Source organism: Mycobacterium sp. 050272, assembly GCF_039023525.1.
In the GTDB taxonomy this organism is placed as follows: Bacteria; Actinomycetota; Actinomycetes; order Mycobacteriales; family Mycobacteriaceae; genus Mycobacterium.
Map to the genome: position 1 here is coordinate 27,345 of NZ_JBCHKV010000019.1, position 14,801 is coordinate 42,145.

Consider the following 14,801-nt stretch of genomic DNA (forward strand, 5'->3'; position numbering starts at 1 on the left):
AGCTGTTCAGTGGCAACCCTCGTCGCCTTTCACGCGCATCCAGACGACGAGGTGGTCCTCACCGGTGGCACGCTCGCCGCCGCGGTGGCGGCGGGGCATCGAGTTGTCCTGGTGACCGCGACCGACGGCCGGGTGAACGACGAGGACGACGACACTCGAATAGACGAATTACTGACGAGCGCAAGCATTCTCGGCGTGCACCGAGTCGAGTGCCTTGGCTACGCCGACAGTGGCTACGGGCCGATCTTCTACCCGGACCCACCCGGCCGGATCAGGTTCGCGCGGGCCGACGTCGAAGCGGCGGCGCAACGACTGGCCACCATCCTGCGCGACGAGGACGCACAACTGCTGCTGAGCTATCAGCCCAACGGCGGATACGGACACCGGGATCATGTGCAGGTCCATCACGTCGGCAAGCGTGCCGCGGAGTTGGCCGCGACCCCACGGCTTCTCGAGGTCACCATGCCACGCGAATTGCTGCAGCGCGTCTCCAATGTGCTTCGCTTGCTCCGACTTCCGGCGCCCTACGAGGCCGACACGGCACGCACCGCATACGCGCCGCGAGCCGCGATCACGCACCGCATCGACGTCCGGCGATTCGCCCGGCAGAAGCGGGATGCGTTCGCTGCCCACCGCTCGCAGATCGGCGGCGGACGGGGCGCGCGTCTGTTCGGGCTGGTGATGCTGTTGCCGCCGCAAGTGTTCGGACTGGTGCTGCGCCATGAATGGTTTGTCGATCCGGGCGCCCAACCGGGCACCGTGCGCCGCGATATCTTCGACCGCTAGGACAGACCGCGGACCCGCACGGGCACCGCGGCTCTGACCAACGACGTCACCAGTAGCAGGGCCAGGATCAGCAGCGTTCCCACAAACCAGACAGTGGCCCGCCAGCTGCCCACGCTGTAGACCAGCCCACCGACCGCCCCGGCCACCGACCCGCCCAGGTAGTAGCTGAACAGGTACAGCGCAGACGCCTCGGCGCGATCACGGCGTGCCACGGACCCCACCCAACCGCTGGCCACCGCGTGCGCGGCGAAGAACCCGCCGGTGAAGACACCGGTCCCGACGACAATTACCGGCAGCGCGTCCGGCAGCGTCATCAGCAGCCCCGTGACTGTGATCGGCAGGGCGCCCCCCAGCACGACCAAGCGCCCCCGGCGGTCGGCAAGCCGTCCAGCCACGACCGACGTCCAGGTGCCCACCAAGTACAGCAGGAACAGCAGGCCCACCACCGACGGCTTCAACCCGAACGGCGCGGCGGCAAGCCGGTAGCCGAGGTAGTTGTACACGGTGACGAATCCGCCCATCAGCGTGAAAGCCAGGACAAAAAGCTTCAGCAACAACGGGTTTCGCAGGTGCGTCAGCAAACGCTGCATGGTCGCGCGAATGCTCACCGGCTTCGGGGCGAAGAACTGGGACTTCGGCACCAGCAGGGCGAATACCACCGTCGCGGCCAGCGTCGTCACCGAAGACACCAACAGCGCGACCCGCCAGTTGCTGACCTCGAGCACCAGCGCCGGGATGATCCGTCCCGCGCAGCCACCGATCGTCGTCCCGGCCATGTAGCGCCCCATCGCCGATCCCAGCGAGGACGCGTGCACCTCCTCGGCGAGAAACGCCATCGCGACCGCGGGAATCCCGGCGAGCGCGACGCCTTGGGCCGCCCGCTCGACCAGCAGCACACCGAGCGTGGGGCTGAACGGCAGCAGCAAGCCGATCACGCTGGAGGCGACCCCCGAGATCAGCATCACGGTGACCCGCCCATACCGTTCCGAGAGCACGCTGGCCGGAACGATGGACAGGGCCAGCATTCCGGTGGTGAGCGAGACAGTCAGCGCCGACGTGGCCGGGGAGATCCGGTAATACGCCGACAATGCCGGAAGCAGCGCCTGCGTGCAGTACAAGGCGGCGAAACTGGCCAGACCGGCGCCGACGAGAGCCGCAGTGATGCGTCGGTATCCGCGGCTGCCGGCGTGGTGCGCACTGGGGGTCGCGGTGAGCTGGGGCATAGACCTGATGGTCCGCTCCGGCCTGCTCGATCGGAAATGAATTATTTCCCATATTATGATGCGGATTCGACATAAGTAGAGGTGGCGGTGCATGGCCGACGGCGACTACGAGTGGTTCCTCACACTCGCCGAGCTGCAACACGTCACAGCGGCGGCCCAACAACTGCATATCGCGCAGCCGACGCTGACGCGGATGCTGGCGCGCCTGGAACGCCGGCTCGGGGTAACGCTGTTCGACCGCCACGGCCGCCGACTCTCGCTGAGCACCTACGGCCGGATTTTCTACGAGCACGCGCGGCGGGCGCAGTTGGAGCTCGATTCGGCCCGACGCGAAATCGAGGACCTGAGCAACCCCGCGGCCGGTGAGATCCGGCTGGGCTTCTTGAGTTCGTTCGGCTCGGTCGTCGTGCCGCGGTTGATCGCCGGGTTCACGAAGGTGGCGCCGCGCGTGACGTTCACGCTCGAGGAGGGCGCGGCCGAGTCGATCAGTGATCACGTGCTGGAGGGGTTTATCGACGTCGCGGTGGTATCGCCTCGACCACAGAAGCCAACCCTGGCCTGGCGCAGCCTGTTGCGTCAGCGCCTCGGCGTCGCGGTGCCCCGCGACCATCGGCTCGCGGGCGCGACGGCGGTGTCGATGTCGGATCTCGCCGACGAGCCTTTCATCACCATGCATCCGGGATTCGGCATGCGACAGTTACTCGATGAGCTTTGCGCCGCAGCACAATTCCAGCCACGCATCGCTTTGGAATCGGCGAACCTGACCACCAACGCGGGGCTGGTGGCCGCGGGCCTGGGCATCAGCCTGACACCGATCGACGGCAGCGAGCATGCGCCCGGGGTCTGCGTACTGCACCTGGCCGACGCGGACGGTTACCGCGACATCGGGATGATCTGGGACTCCTCGCGGCCGTTGTCTCGCGCCGCCCGAGACTTCATCGCATCCGCCGCGACGGCTTAGCGGCCGGGTCGCCAGAGCACGTCCGCCCACCATCATGTCGCTTTTCCGCCAGTCTTGACGGCCCTCTGGTGTAACTGTGGAGGTGTGCACGACGATTTCGAGCGCTGTTACCGGGCGGTCCAGTCCAAGGACGCCCGGTTCGACGGCTGGTTCGTCACCGCGGTGCTCACCACCCGCATCTACTGCCGGCCCAGCTGCCCGGTGCGTCCGCCGTTGGCCCGCAATGTGCGCTTCTATCCGACCGCGGCGGCCGCGCAGCGGGCGGGCTTCCGCGCGTGCAAACGGTGCCGACCCGACGCCTCGCCGGGGTCGCCCGAATGGAACGTGCGCGGCGACGTCGTGGCGCGCGCCATGCGGCTCATCGCCGACGGAACGGTGGACCGCGACGGAGTAAGTGGTCTGGCCGCCCACCTCGGGTACACGACCCGGCAGCTGGAGCGGCTGTTGCAGGCCGAGGTCGGCGCCGGTCCGCTCGCGCTGGCTCGCGCGCAACGAAGCCAGACCGCCCGGCTACTGATCGAGACGACCGACCTGCCGTTCGGCGACGTCGCGTTCGCCGCCGGCTTTTCCAGCATCCGCCAGTTCAACGACACTGTGCGCCTGGTGTTCGAGAGCACACCGACCGACCTGCGCACGCGCGCGGCGTCCCGGTCGGGGTCTTCGAAAGCCGCAGTGACTTCGCCTGGGACAGTGTGTCTTCGGCTACCGGTGCGCACTCCCTTCGCCTACGAGGGTGTCTTCGGACATCTGGCCGCGGGCGCCGTTCCCGGTTGCGAGGAAGTGCGCGACGGCGCCTACCGGCGCAGCCTTCGGCTGTCGGCCGGCAACGCCGTGGTCGCGCTGACGCCGGCCGTCGATCACGTCCGCTGCCTGCTCGTGCTCGATGACTTTCGCGATCTCACGACCGCGATCGCCCGCTGCCGGCGGTTGCTCGACCTCGACGCGGATCCGGAAGCGATCGTGGATACGTTGAGCCGCGACCCGCTGCTGGCCCCCGTCGTGGCCAAGGCGCCGGGACAACGCATTCCGCGCGCGGTCGACGAGGCCGAACTCGCGGTGCGAGCGGTGCTCGGTCAACAGGTCTCCACCAAGGCCGCACGCACCCACGTCGGCCGATTGGTCAGGGCGTACGGGCCGCAAGTCCACGACCCCGAAGGCACACTCACGCATGCCTTCCCGTCGATCGAGCAACTCGCCGAGATCGATCCCATCCATCTGGCGGTGCCCAAGTCGCGGCAACGGACGATGACCGCGTTGGTCGCCGGGCTCCTCGAAGGCAGCGTGGTGCTGGACGCCGGCAGCGATTGGGACAGCGCGCGCACTCAGCTGCTGGCACTGCCGGGGGTGGGTCCATGGACCGCCGAGGTGATAGCGATGCGTGGTCTGGGCGACCCGGACGCGTTTCCCGCCAGCGACCTTGGGCTCCAACTCGCCGCCAAACAGCTGGGCTTGCCGACGAATCAACGCAAATTCATTGAGCACAGCGCACATTGGCGCCCGTGGCGCTCGTACGCCACCCAGCATTTGTGGACCACGCTCGAGCACCCGGTGAACCAATGGCCGCCACAGGAGGTCGCATGATCCAGTACCGCACCATCGACAGCCCGATCGGGCTGCTGACCCTGGCCGGCGACGGCACGGTGCTGACCAATCTGCGGATGGTCGACCAGACCTACGAACCGAGTCGCGCCGACTGGTCGCCCGATCCGGAAGCGTTCGGCGCGGCCGTCGAACAATTAGTCGCGTACTTCACCGGCGAGCTCACGACTTTCGACATCGAGCTCGACCTGCGGGGCACCGAATTTCAGCGACGGGTCTGGAAAGCGCTGCTGACGATTCCATATGGACAAACTCGTTCGTATGGAGAAATCGCCGAACAGATCGGGGCCCCAGGTGCCGCACGAGCGGTCGGACTGGCCAATGGCCACAATCCGATCGCGATTGTCGTGCCCTGCCATCGCGTCATCGGCGCCAATGGCAGCCTGACCGGTTTCGGCGGTGGACTCGACCGCAAGCGCACATTGCTCGAATTGGAAAATCAACGGTCGAATTTAACGCTATTCGATTAAATGGGAACGCAAAGATGCCCCCTTTGCAGGGGGCATCTTTGTGTGTGTTCGGCGGTGTCCTACTTTTCCACCCGATAGGGCAGTATCATTGGCGCTGACAGGCTTAGCTTCCGGGTTCGGAATGGGACCGGGCGTTTCCCTGTCGCTGTGGCCGCCGTAACTCTATTTATTTTTCATTCAAGTGTTCTGGTGGGGGGTGTGGTATCGAGATTTTTCGCGGCAAATGCCGCAGAAAAAAATAGTGGTTGCGATTGTGTTGGTAAGTTTTCGGCCGGTTAGTGCCAGTTCCCTGCACTCATTGCTGAGCTTCTAGGTCTGGCCTATCAATCCCGTGGTCTGCGGGGGGCCTTATCCCTCTAAAAGGGTGAGAAACCTGATCTTGGAGAAGGTTTCCCGCTTAGATGCTTTCAGCGGTTATCCTGTCCGAACGTAGCTATCCAGCAGTGCCTCTGGTGAGACAACTGGTGCACTAGAGGTTCGTCCGTCCCGGTCCTCTCGTACTAGGGACAGGTTTCCTCAAGTTTCTGACGCGCGCGGCGGATAGAGACCGAACTGTCTCACGACGTTCTAAACCCAGCTCGCGTGCCGCTTTAATGGGCGAACAGCCCAACCCTTGGGACCTGCTCCAGCCCCAGGATGCGACGAGCCGACATCGAGGTGCCAAACCATCCCGTCGATATGGACTCTTGGGGAAGATCAGCCTGTTATCCCCGGGGTACCTTTTATCCGTTGAGCGACACCCCTTCCACTCGGGGGTGCCGGATCACTAGTCCCGACTTTCGTCCCTGCTTGACGTGTAGGTCTCGCAGTCAAGCTCCCTTGTGCACTTACACTCAACACCTGATTGCCGTCCAGGTTGAGGGAACCTTTGGGCGCCTCCGTTACATTTTAGGAGGCAACCGCCCCAGTTAAACTACCCGCCAGGCACTGTCCCTGAACCCGATTAGGGTTCGAAGTTAGGTGTCCAATACGGTCAGAGTGGTATTTCAACAACGACTCCGCTCTAACTGGCGTTAGAGTTTCACAGTCTCCCACCTATCCTACACAAACAGTACCGAACACCAATACCAAGTTGTAGTGAAGGTCCCGGGGTCTTTTCGTCCTGCCGCGCGTAACGAGCATCTTTACTCGTAGTGCAATTTCGCCGAGTCTATGGTTGAGACAGTTGGGAAGTCGTTACGCCATTCGTGCAGGTCGGAACTTACCCGACAAGGAATTTCGCTACCTTAGGATGGTTATAGTTACCACCGCCGTTTACTGGGGCTTAAATTCTCCGCTTCACCTTACGATTAACGGGTCCTCTTAACCTTCCAGCACCGGGCAGGCGTCAGTCCGTATACATCGTCTTGCGACTTCGCACGGACCTGTGTTTTTAGTAAACAGTCGCTTCCCACTGGTTTCTGCGGCCGGTTCCCGCTCCCAGCGCAAGGCTGTTCACGGTAAGCCGGCCCCCCTTCTCCCGAAGTTACGGGGGCATTTTGCCGAGTTCCTTAACCATAGTTATCTCGTACGCCTTGGTATTCTCTACCTGACCACCTGTGTTGGTTTGGGGTACGGGCCATGTATGCGCTCGCTAGAGGCTTTTCTTGGCAGCTGAGGATGACCGAATTCGCCTCAATCGGCTATGCATCACCTCTCAGGAACATGAACGACGGATTTGCCTATCGTTCTCCCTACAGGCTTGCCCCAGTATTACCACTGACTGGTACGGCTACCTTCCTGCGTCACCCCATCGCTTGACTACTACCCACCCGGGTCCCACGCAGCCGGCGGTCTTCGCACCCCGAAGGGATTGATAGACCACCATTTGGGTGGTTAGCAGAATGGATTCGTCAGGGACGCTCATACACGGGTACGGGAATATCAACCCGTTGTCCATCGACTACGCCTGTCGGCCTCGCCTTAGGTCCCGACTCACCCTGGGCGGACTGGCCTGGCCCAGGAACCCTTGGTCTTTCGGCGGGCAAGGTTCTCACTTGCCTAATCGCTACTCATGCCTGCATTCTCACTCCCCCAAACTCCACCATCGGTTACCCGACAGCTTCTCTGCATGGGGGACGCTCCCCTACCCAACCTTGCGGTTGCCGCGGCTTCGGCGGTGTGCTTGAGCCCCGCTACATTATCGGCGCACAATCACTTGACCAGTGAGCTATTACGCACTCTTTCAAGGGTGGCTGCTTCTAAGCCAACCTCCTGGTTGTCTCTGCGACTGCACATCCTTTTCCACTTAGCACACGCTTAGGGGCCTTAGCCGGCGATCTGGGCTGTTTCCCTCTCGACGTACGGAGCTTATCCCCCGCCGTCTCACTGCCACGCTATACACCACGGCATTCGGAGTTTGGCTGACGTCAGTAACCTAGTAGGGCCCATCGGCCATCCAGTAGCTCTACCTCCGTGGTGAAACACGTAACGCTGCACCTAAATGCATTTCGGGGAGAACCAGCTATCACGGAGTTTGATTGGCCTTTCACCCCTACCCACAGCTCATCCCCTCAGTCTTCAACCTAAGTGGGTTCGGGCCTCCACGCGGTCTTACCCGCGCTTCACCCTGGCCATGGGTAGATCACTCCGCTTCGGGTCCAGAACATGCCACTCAAGCGCCCTATTCAGACTCGCTTTCGCTGCGGCTACCCCACACGGGTTAACCTTGCGACATGTCCCTGACTCGCAGGCTCATTCTTCAAAAGGCACGCCATCACTCCACAAGGAAGCTCTGACGGATTGTAGGCACACGGTTTCAGGTACTATTTCACTCCCCTCCCGGGGTACTTTTCACCATTCCCTCACGGTACTAATCCGCTATCGGTCATCGAGAAGTATTTAGGCTTACCGAGTGGTCTCGGCAGATTCACAGCAGATTTCACGGGCCCGCTGCTACTCGGGAGTTGATACAAGGCAGGTGCCGGGTTTTCGCGTACCGGGCTCTCACCGTCTGCGGCAGACCATCCCAGGCCACTTCCGCTAACCACGACACTTTCTGACTGCCCCCCAGCTAGGTAGAGCTGAGAAATATCAATCCCACAACCCCGCACACACAACCCCTACCCGGTTACACATGCATGCGGTTTAGCCTGTTCCGCTTTCGCTCGCCACTACTCGCGGAATCACTTTTGTTTTCTTCTCCTACGGGTACTGAGATGTTTCACTTCCCCGCGTTACCTCCCGCACCCTATATATTCAGATACGGGTAACACGACATAACTCGTGCTGGGTTTCCCCATTCGGAAATCCTCGGATCAACGCTCGGTTGACAGCTCCCCGAGGCATATCGCAGCCTCCCACGTCCTTCATCGGCTCTCGATGCCAAGGCATCCACCATGTGCCCTTAAACACTTACGAACACAAAAACCAAAAGAAAAATTACACATTTTTGACGAATACGCAGCCCGAGGGCAACGCATCCGTCTAGATGCTCGCAACCACTATTCAATGCTCAAACACCACACCCCACCACCAAGATGGAGGGACACCACATCGACCAAAGCCGGCCGAGTGTTGTCTCAGGGCCCAATAGTGTGTCTGGCGATTGCCTGCTGTTGTGCACCCGGCTCCCGTCCACTACAGACGAGAACCCCTCACGGCTCACACCCCACCAATTGGAGTGTTTCTCGTGGTGCTCCTTAGAAAGGAGGTGATCCAGCCGCACCTTCCGGTACGGCTACCTTGTTACGACTTCGTCCCAATCGCCGATCCCACCTTCGACAGCTCCCTCCAAAAGGTTAGGCCACTGGCTTCGGGTGTTACCGACTTTCATGACGTGACGGGCGGTGTGTACAAGGCCCGGGAACGTATTCACCGCAGCGTTGCTGATCTGCGATTACTAGCGACTCCGACTTCACGGGGTCGAGTTGCAGACCCCGATCCGAACTGAGACCGGCTTTAAAAGGATTCGCTTAACCTTACGGCATCGCAGCCCTTTGTACCGGCCATTGTAGCATGTGTGAAGCCCTGGACATAAGGGGCATGATGACTTGACGTCATCCCCACCTTCCTCCGAGTTGACCCCGGCAGTCTCTCACGAGTCCCCGCCATTACGCGCTGGCAACATGAGACAAGGGTTGCGCTCGTTGCGGGACTTAACCCAACATCTCACGACACGAGCTGACGACAGCCATGCACCACCTGCACACAGGCCACAAGGGAACCGACATCTCTGCCGGCGTCCTGTGCATGTCAAACCCAGGTAAGGTTCTTCGCGTTGCATCGAATTAATCCACATGCTCCGCCGCTTGTGCGGGCCCCCGTCAATTCCTTTGAGTTTTAGCCTTGCGGCCGTACTCCCCAGGCGGGGTACTTAATGCGTTAGCTACGGCACGGATTCCAAGGAAGGAAACCCACACCTAGTACCCACCGTTTACGGCGTGGACTACCAGGGTATCTAATCCTGTTCGCTCCCCACGCTTTCGCTCCTCAGCGTCAGTTACTGCCCAGAGACCCGCCTTCGCCACCGGTGTTCCTCCTGATATCTGCGCATTCCACCGCTACACCAGGAATTCCAGTCTCCCCTGCAGTACTCCAGTCTGCCCGTATCGCCCGCACGCCGAGGGTTAAGCCCCCGGTTTTCACGAACAACGCGACAAACCACCTACGAGCTCTTTACGCCCAGTAATTCCGGACAACGCTCGCACCCTACGTATTACCGCGGCTGCTGGCACGTAGTTGGCCGGTGCTTCTTCTGCAGGTACCGTCACTTGCGCTTCGTCCCTGCTGAAAGAGGTTTACAACCCGAAGGCCGTCATCCCCCACGCGGCGTCGCTGCATCAGGCTTGCGCCCATTGTGCAATATTCCCCACTGCTGCCTCCCGTAGGAGTCTGGGCCGTATCTCAGTCCCAGTGTGGCCGGACACCCTCTCAGGCCGGCTACCCGTCGTCGCCTTGGTAGGCCGTCACCCCACCAACAAGCTGATAGGCCGCGGGCCCATCCCACACCGCAAAAGCTTTCCACCACAAAGCATGCGCTAAGTGGTCCTATCCGGTATTAGACCCAGTTTCCCAGGCTTATCCCGAAGTGCAGGGCAGATTACCCACGTGTTACTCACCCGTTCGCCACTCGAGTACCCCCGAAGGGGCCTTTCCGTTCGACTTGCATGTGTTAAGCACGCCGCCAGCGTTCGTCCTGAGCCAGGATCAAACTCTCCAAACAAAAACTCCTCGACAAGCGAGGTGAATTTCGAATCAGAGAAAATCTGACCTAACAAAAAGACGCCATATAACTGGCATCAAAATAAACGACCACATCCCTATCACACGGGGAGTGTTTTGGGAGTGGTCAAAAAACAACAACAAACAAAAACACCAAACACACTATTGAGTTCTCAAACAACACTCTTGCTTATTTCTGCCCGCTTCGGGGCAACCCTGCCAGCTTAATACAGATCTGGCAGAGGCGTCAACCCCCAATTTCTTGCGATCGTGGTGATCGCTGCGAGGGCAGCCGTGCCAGGTTAGTACCAATCCGGCGAGGGAGTCAAGCCCCGGTCTCGGTCTCCTTCGAGTGGTGACCGCGCCTGTGGGGCACTGACTTTGGTTACTGTACCCGCTCGATCTCCGCTCCCAAAATCGCCAGGTTTTCGACGAACAACGGGTAGCCGCGATCGATGTGAAAGACGTCGTGGACCTCGGTGTCGCCGTCGGCGACGAGCCCGGCCAGCACCAGACCGGCACCTGCGCGAATATCCGAACACCAGACCGGTGCGCTGGAAAGTTGCGGCAGGCCCCGGACCACCGCGTGGTGGCCGTCGGTGCGCGCGTCGGCGCCCAGCCGAATCATTTCTTCGACGAATCGGAAGCGCGCCTCGAACACGTTCTCCGTGATCATCGAGGTGCCGTCGGCGATCGATGCCAGCGCGATCGCCATCGGTTGCAGGTCGGTGGGGAATCCGGGGAACGGCAGCGTCGCGACGTTGACGGCCTTGGGCCTCTCGTACTGGACGATGCGAAAACTGTTGTCTGTCTGAGTGACGGTGGCACCCGCGTCATGCAGTTTGTGCAGCACCACCTGAAGGTGCGCCGGATCAATACCGCTGACCGAGATGTCGCCGCGGGTGATCGCGGCGGCGATCCCCCAGGTGGCGGCGACGATCCGGTCACCGATCACCCGGTGCTCGGTGGGGTACAGCCGTGCCACCCCGGTAATCGTCATGGTCGGCGAACCCGCACCCTCGATCTGCGCGCCCATCTGATTGAGCATCGTGCAGAGGTCGACGACGTCGGGTTCGCGCGCGGCATTGTGGATCGTGGTCACACCCTCGGCGACCACGGCGGCCATCAGGATGTTCTCGGTCGCACCCACCGAGGGGAATTCCAGCTGAATCTCCGCGCCGCGCAACGTATCTGCGTGAGCGACCACACACCCATGCTCGATATTGCACGTTGCACCCAGCTGCCGCAGACCCGCCTGATGCATGTCCAGCGGACGCGAGCCGATCGCGTCGCCGCCCGGGAGCGCCACCCTGGCGCGCTTGCACCGGCCGACCAGTGGCCCGAGCACGCAGACCGAGGCGCGGAACTGCCGCACGGCCGCGAAGTCGGCGTCGTACTTGGGTTCGTCGGGTGAGGTGATGCGCGCGACGTCGCCGTCGAGTTCGACGGTGGCCCCCAGGCCGCGCAGCACCTCGGCCATCAGCGGCACATCGAGAATGTCGGGGCAGTTGGTGATCGTGCTGGTGCCCTCGGCCAGCAGGGTCGCGGCCATCAGCTTGAGCACGCTGTTCTTGGCGCCCCCTACTGCGACTTCGCCTGACAACCGATTACCGCCGGTTACCACGAATCGCTCAGCCACCCGCGTCAGTCTAGTGAAGGGGTATCGGCTTGTCAGTCAGCTAACTCACTTCGCCGAGTACGGTTTGATCATGGCAGTACATCTGACCCGCATCTATACCCGGACCGGCGACGACGGAACCACGGGATTGAGCGACTTCTCCCGCGTCTCGAAAAACGACCCCCGCCTGGTCGCATACGCCGACTGCGACGAGGCCAACTCCGCGATCGGCGCCGCGATCGCGCTGGGCCGGCCAGATTCCGAAGTCACAGCCGTATTGCGGCAGATCCAAAACGATTTGTTCGACGCCGGTGCAGACCTGTCGACCCCGGTGGTGGAAAACCCGAAATACCCTCCGCTGCGCGTCGCCCAGTCCTACATCGACCGGCTCGAAGGATGGTGTGACAAATACAATGAGCCGCTGCCGGCGCTGAATTCCTTTGTGCTGCCTGGCGGTTCGCCTTTGTCAGCTCTGTTGCACATCGCCCGCACCGTGGTGCGTCGCGCCGAGCGATCGGCCTGGGCCGCAATCGATTCCGCACCTGGCGAAGTCAACGTGCTGCCGGCGAAATACCTGAATCGGTTGTCGGATCTGCTCTTCATCCTGTCCAGGGCCGCCAACGTGGATGGCGATGTGCTTTGGAAACCAGGCGGTGGAGCCTGAATGGGTTGAGCTGCTGGGCTTTTCGTCAGACGCTGCGACGGCGTGCGCGCGGTGATGGACGAGACTCCAGCCACGACAAGAACGCGGTCAACGCACCCTGATCGAGGGCCAGTTCGTAAGCCGACCTGCGCTCCTGGGTGGTGTCGCGCAGCTCCAGCACCACGATCTCGTCAGTCATGATGTCGAATTCATCGCCGCGCGGCGCGCGCCGGGCGACGATCTCGACACCTCGGCGGGACACCCGCCGATCCGGCCACAGGCGCAGGCTGGACAGCCGATAGAAAGCGGCTTCACCGCCGCGGTACCGGATCACGCCGTGCCGCCAGCCATGACCTCCCACCGCTGGAATGTCGCGCATGATGCCGGCCGTGCCGCCCTGCCGCAGCTTCCATAGCCGGTAGCTCAGGGCCAGAACGGCCGCCCCCAGCACGACGACGAGCACGACCATGCCAATCATGGGCGCGCTCATCCTGGGCGGCTAGTCGATTGCGCCGACGGCGCGCAATCTGGCGCGGCCCCTAGCGGCAACACGAGGATCGTCGGACTCGGAATCCTGCTTGGCCGCGGCCTCGTCGATCTCCGAGGCGAATTCGGCTGACTCGGCGAGAATGGTGACGCTTTCCTCGGTCACCGACAAAAATCCACCGTCCACCGCGACCCGCAGGTCGTCCTGGCCGTCGCGCTCGACGCGCACCATGGCGTCGTCGACCAGCTGGGCCACCAACGGGATGTGCCGGGGCAGGATGCCGATCTCGCCGACAGTGGTGCGGGTGAACAAGAACGTTGCCTCACCCGACCAGATCTTTCGGTCGACGGCGACGATCTCAACGTTCAATTCAGCCATGCCGCACCACCTTTCGACTCGTCGGAGTCCCTAGAGCTTGGCGCCAAGGCTCTCGGCCTTCTTGGCCAGGTCGTCGAGACCACCGATCAGGAAGAACGCCTGCTCGGGCACGTGGTCGAACTCACCCTTGGTCAGGCGATCGAACGACTCGATGGTCTCCTTCAGCGGGACCGTCGAACCCGGCTGACCGGTGAACTGCTCGGCCGCCATCATGTTCTGGGACAGGAACCGCTCGATGCGACGCGCCCGCTGCACCAGCTGCTTGTCCTCTTCCGACAGCTCGTCGATACCGAGGATCGCGATGATGTCCTGAAGATCCTTGTAGCGCTGCAGGATTCGGATGACTTCCTGCGCCACCCGGTAGTGCTCGTCACCGACGACACTGGGGTCGAGGATGGTCGAGCTCGACGCCAGCGGGTCCACCGCCGGGAAGATGCCCTTGGAGAACACCGAACGCGACAGCTCGGTGGTGGCGTCCAGGTGGGCGAACGTGGTGGCCGGCGCCGGGTCGGTGTAGTCGTCGGCGGGCACGTACACGGCCTGCATCGACGTAATCGACTTACCACGCGTCGAGGTAATGCGCTCCTGCAGCTCGCCCATTTCGTCGGCCAGCGTGGGCTGGTAACCCACCGCGGACGGCATCCGACCGAGCAGCGTCGAGACCTCGGAGCCCGCCTGGGTGAACCGGAAGATGTTGTCGATGAACAGCAGCACGTCCTGGCCTGCCTCGTCGCGGAACCATTCCGCCATCGTCAGCGCCGACAGCGCCACCCGCATACGGGTGCCGGGCGGCTCGTCCATCTGACCGAACACCAGCGCGGTGTCCTTGAGCACGTTGGCTTCCTGGAGCTCGACCCACAGGTCGTTGCCCTCACGGGTGCGCTCCCCCACGCCGGCGAACACCGAAGTACCACCGAAGTTGCGGGCAATACGGTTGATCATCTCCTGGATGAGCACCGTCTTGCCCACGCCGGCACCGCCGAACAGCGCGATCTTGCCACCACGCACGTACGGGGTCAGCAGGTCGACGACCTTGAGGCCCGTCTCGAGCATCTCGGTACGCGGCTCGAGCTCTTCGAAGGGCGGCGGCTTGCGGTGAATCGACCAGTGCTCGAAGTCTTCTCCGTAGCCCGGCTCGTCCATGCAGCGGCCCAGCGCGTCGAACACATGGCCCTTGACTTCCTGACCGACCGGCACCGAGATCGAGGCCCCGGTGTCGGTGACGGCGACGCCGCGCACCAGTCCGTCGGTGGGCTGCAGCGAGATGGTGCGGACCAGGTTGTCGCCGAGGTGCTGTGCGACCTCGAGGGTGAGCGTCTTCTTGAGCTCTTCGAAGGTGATCTCGGCGTGCAGCGCGTTGAACAACTCCGGGACGGAGCCGCGCGGGAACTCGACGTCGACGACCGGACCGGTGATCCGCACCACGCGGCCGTTGGTGTCGGTATTGGTCGACTTCTTCTTTTCGGCAGTCGCAGTCATATTTTCTTCGCTTCC

At 62.4% G+C, this 14,801-nt stretch carries 10 protein-coding genes and 3 rRNA genes; 5 read left to right on the forward strand and 8 right to left on the reverse strand.

Annotated elements, in window-relative coordinates; all coding sequences use genetic code 11:
* Positions 1-9 precede the first annotated feature (9 nt).
* Positions 10-786 carry a PIG-L family deacetylase gene (locus tag AAHS21_RS26710; protein ID WP_342930535.1) on the forward strand — a complete coding sequence of 259 codons (777 nt, stop codon included), beginning with the start codon at positions 10-12 and terminating at the stop codon, positions 784-786.
* On the opposite strand, the gene AAHS21_RS26715 is transcribed toward AAHS21_RS26710, so the two are convergent.
* Positions 783-2,009 carry an MFS transporter gene (locus AAHS21_RS26715; RefSeq protein WP_342930536.1) on the reverse strand — a complete coding sequence of 409 codons (1,227 nt, stop codon included), beginning with the start codon at positions 2,007-2,009 and terminating at the stop codon, positions 783-785. The genes AAHS21_RS26710 and AAHS21_RS26715 overlap by 4 nt on opposite strands.
* A gap of 91 nt (positions 2,010-2,100) precedes the next feature.
* On the opposite strand from AAHS21_RS26715, the gene AAHS21_RS26720 reads away from it, so the two are divergent.
* From AAHS21_RS26720 to AAHS21_RS26730, 3 genes are all read left to right on the forward strand, one after another.
* The gene (locus tag AAHS21_RS26720) at positions 2,101-2,970 is read left to right on the forward strand and encodes a LysR family transcriptional regulator (RefSeq protein WP_342930537.1); all 870 of its coding nucleotides are present in this window, start codon (positions 2,101-2,103) and stop codon (positions 2,968-2,970) included.
* A gap of 84 nt (positions 2,971-3,054) precedes the next feature.
* Entirely contained in the window at positions 3,055-4,551 is a 1,497-nt protein-coding gene (locus tag AAHS21_RS26725) for a DNA-3-methyladenine glycosylase 2 family protein (protein WP_342930538.1), read from the forward strand.
* On the forward strand, positions 4,548-5,039 hold the full coding sequence (locus tag AAHS21_RS26730) for a methylated-DNA--[protein]-cysteine S-methyltransferase (protein ID WP_342930539.1): 492 nt from the start codon (positions 4,548-4,550) through the stop codon (positions 5,037-5,039). The genes AAHS21_RS26725 and AAHS21_RS26730 overlap by 4 nt, the downstream gene beginning before the upstream one ends.
* Positions 5,040-5,085: 46 nt before the next feature.
* Here the strand turns inward: AAHS21_RS26730 and rrf are convergent.
* From rrf to murA, 4 genes are all read right to left on the reverse strand, one after another.
* Positions 5,086-5,198 (reverse strand): 5S ribosomal RNA (gene rrf, locus AAHS21_RS26735).
* A gap of 96 nt (positions 5,199-5,294) precedes the next feature.
* A 23S ribosomal RNA gene (locus AAHS21_RS26740) occupies positions 5,295-8,378 on the reverse strand.
* A gap of 285 nt (positions 8,379-8,663) precedes the next feature.
* Positions 8,664-10,182 (reverse strand): 16S ribosomal RNA (locus AAHS21_RS26745).
* The 16S, 23S and 5S rRNA genes sit together here, the layout of an rRNA operon.
* A 384-nt stretch (positions 10,183-10,566) precedes the next feature.
* A complete protein-coding gene (murA, locus tag AAHS21_RS26750) occupies positions 10,567-11,820 on the reverse strand; it encodes a UDP-N-acetylglucosamine 1-carboxyvinyltransferase (RefSeq protein WP_342930540.1) in 1,254 nt (417 codons plus the stop codon).
* 70 nt (positions 11,821-11,890) lie between these two features.
* Between murA and AAHS21_RS26755 the strand changes: the two genes are divergently transcribed.
* The gene (locus AAHS21_RS26755; RefSeq protein ID WP_342930541.1) at positions 11,891-12,463 is read left to right on the forward strand and encodes a cob(I)yrinic acid a,c-diamide adenosyltransferase; all 573 of its coding nucleotides are present in this window, start codon (positions 11,891-11,893) and stop codon (positions 12,461-12,463) included.
* 25 nt (positions 12,464-12,488) lie between these two features.
* On the opposite strand, the gene AAHS21_RS26760 is transcribed toward AAHS21_RS26755, so the two are convergent.
* Genes AAHS21_RS26760 through atpD form a run of 3 tightly spaced genes read right to left on the reverse strand, consistent with a single transcriptional unit; the run spans position 12,489 to position 14,786 of the window.
* On the reverse strand, positions 12,489-12,932 hold the full coding sequence (locus AAHS21_RS26760; RefSeq protein WP_096289559.1) for a DUF2550 domain-containing protein: 444 nt from the start codon (positions 12,930-12,932) through the stop codon (positions 12,489-12,491).
* 9 nt (positions 12,933-12,941) lie between these two features.
* The gene (locus tag AAHS21_RS26765) at positions 12,942-13,307 is read right to left on the reverse strand and encodes a F0F1 ATP synthase subunit epsilon (protein ID WP_096289560.1); all 366 of its coding nucleotides are present in this window, start codon (positions 13,305-13,307) and stop codon (positions 12,942-12,944) included.
* A gap of 30 nt (positions 13,308-13,337) precedes the next feature.
* Complete coding sequence (gene atpD, locus AAHS21_RS26770) at positions 13,338-14,786, reverse strand: F0F1 ATP synthase subunit beta (RefSeq protein WP_096289561.1); 1,449 nt, start codon at positions 14,784-14,786, stop codon at positions 13,338-13,340.
* Between the last annotated feature and the right edge of the window lie 15 nt (positions 14,787-14,801).